This window comes from Helicobacter didelphidarum, assembly GCF_003364195.1.
Classification (GTDB): Bacteria; Campylobacterota; Campylobacteria; order Campylobacterales; family Helicobacteraceae; genus Helicobacter_A; species Helicobacter_A didelphidarum.
Window position 1 is genome coordinate 1 of sequence record NZ_NXLQ01000097.1, and the last position, 2,210, is coordinate 2,210.

Sequence of the window (2,210 nt, forward strand, 5' to 3'; positions counted from 1 at the left end):
CCCAAGATAAATATTTTGTTGGTTGCTTTAATACATGCTCTGTTATTTCCACAACGAGATTCCCAGAAAATGCTAAATATCCAGATAGTGAGGTAAAGAGGATTGTTTGGTTGGTTATACTAGAGTTAGAATCTATCTTGTCATTATTGTGATTCTCCATTATTTTCCTTTCTTTGTTGTTCTATCCATTTTAGGTTAATATATGGGTCAATAGTGCCATCATAACCAAGCGGATTGTATTTTCCTATCAATCTTCCAAAAATTTTTCTCTCCAAGCTTAAAAACATTGTCTTAAAAGTTTGAAAAGATTCAATATCCGTTTGCAATAAGGCTGCAGTTGTGTTTTTTGTATATATCTTTAAAAATTCTCGTTCATCTAAAAAAGCATGTAAGCTAAAAGATAAGGTAACAAGACACACTATATTCCCCTTTTTATCATAAGCAAAATTATCTAGTGTAGCGATAGAATATTCATCTTCATCTAAGCCAAAAACAGTCTGCCAAGTTGCTTCTCTAAAAATAAGACAATTCCCATACTCAAAAAATCCACATTGTAAAAATGGGTGATAAATATATACTCCTCCTAAATCTTTACGGGTATTATGTGGTTTGATAAGATAAATATTAAAAAGTAGATTCTGTGGTGCAATACAATATATAAAGAGACACGATGCTGTTACAAACCCTCCATGTATATCCATCCTCATTGAAAGTATGGCAATGCATATAGCAGGAAAAATCCTATACAATACATCTCGTAATATTTTTGCAATTTTTGCTTGTTTTATGGATTTATTGTCTTGTTTGTATGCAATATCGCCATCTTTAAATATAAATGTTTGAGAACGCTTAAAAACATAATAATTCCATATATCAATAAGGTATTTTGCAAGTATGATATAACTTAACAAACCCAAACAAAGCGATACAATAGGTATAGTTTTGTGATTGGCATTTGGTATTTCTTGCATAAGAAAATATCCTATAACAAGAAAAAAGATAAATAAGAAGCTATATAACAAGAAACTATTTTTATTCATTTACGCTACCCTCTCATCAAAATTTTCTCTATCTACTACAAAGCTTACCTTATCGATAGTATTTTCTTGTCCCACATAGACATTATGCACTATGAGCTTTCCTCTCTCATCACTTTGTCCTTTAGCTACTACTCGCTTAAATCTATGATTATAAAGATAGATTGTTGTATTTTTTAAGAGATTCCCACTTGCACCATCATAGCATTTCTCTATCTCTATGGTGATAGGGATAGCATTGGCTATGGGAGTGATTTTAGGTTCTTTAGATTGTGCCTTATCTGTTTCTTTAGATGTTCTCTCTTTAGAATCTTTACTTGTATCTAACTCTTTTTGTTGCAAAGTATCATAAAACTCTTTATCTCTATCAAGATAGTTAGGAAAACTTTGCATTAAAAGGATTGTTTTAAAATAGCTACTCTTAAGATTACTTGCTTCTTTGCAGAGTGTTTCAGATTCTATATCATCTAAGATTCTAAGTTCTATGTATTTGTTACGCACAAGATAATCATTGATTCTATTAATCTTGAGATTATAGGCTTTTTCTAACCTCTCTATTCTTTCATTTTCTGCTTTATCTTTAGCAAGTTGGGCGTCTTCGTCTGCATACCACCATTCCGCAATTTTACCTGCTATCCAAGCTCCTGCTACTGCTCCTCCTATTGTCCCTGCAATAGGTATGACTGAACCTACATAACCTCCCAAGATTCTCCCTGCCATAGTGATGCCAAGTCTTGTAGCTGTGCGTGTAGCGATTTGTTTGGTAGCTTCGGCTGTAACTATTTTTTTACCAATCTTGCCCATACCCCAAGTTACACCTGTTTCAAATATTACCTCTTTAATAGCTCTCTCATTATCCTTACCTTCTACTTTTTTAAAGAGATAAGAAAATATTCCAAAATTTCCTGTAAGTTTGTATCCATAAATCTTATTTAATTTATTTGAAATTCCTTGTGAATCCATGTATTTGCTCAATAACTCACTCGAACCTGTCCCTACTGCAACCATAGAGTAATTAATAAAAGTTCCTGTGCTTCCTAAATCCCTACGATTAATTAGGTTCTGTGTAAAATCTTGCTGACAAGAACAAAACTCTAATGAGATATAGGGAGATTGAGTTTGTGTATTACATTGCATTTTCTTGTTCCTTTCGCAATCTTTCGATTTTATTAA

The 2,210-nt window shown here is 32.4% G+C and carries 2 protein-coding genes; both read right to left on the reverse strand.

The features are described from left to right. Window positions 1-143: 143 nt before the first annotated feature. Window positions 144-971, reverse strand: a complete 828-nt coding sequence (locus CQA53_RS10995; RefSeq protein ID WP_147290047.1) for a hypothetical protein — start codon at window positions 969-971, stop codon at window positions 144-146. Between the two features lie 69 nt (window positions 972-1,040). Then, window positions 1,041-2,210 (reverse strand): hypothetical protein (locus CQA53_RS11000; protein WP_220272092.1); only part of this gene is annotated, 1,170 nt, incomplete at its 5' end.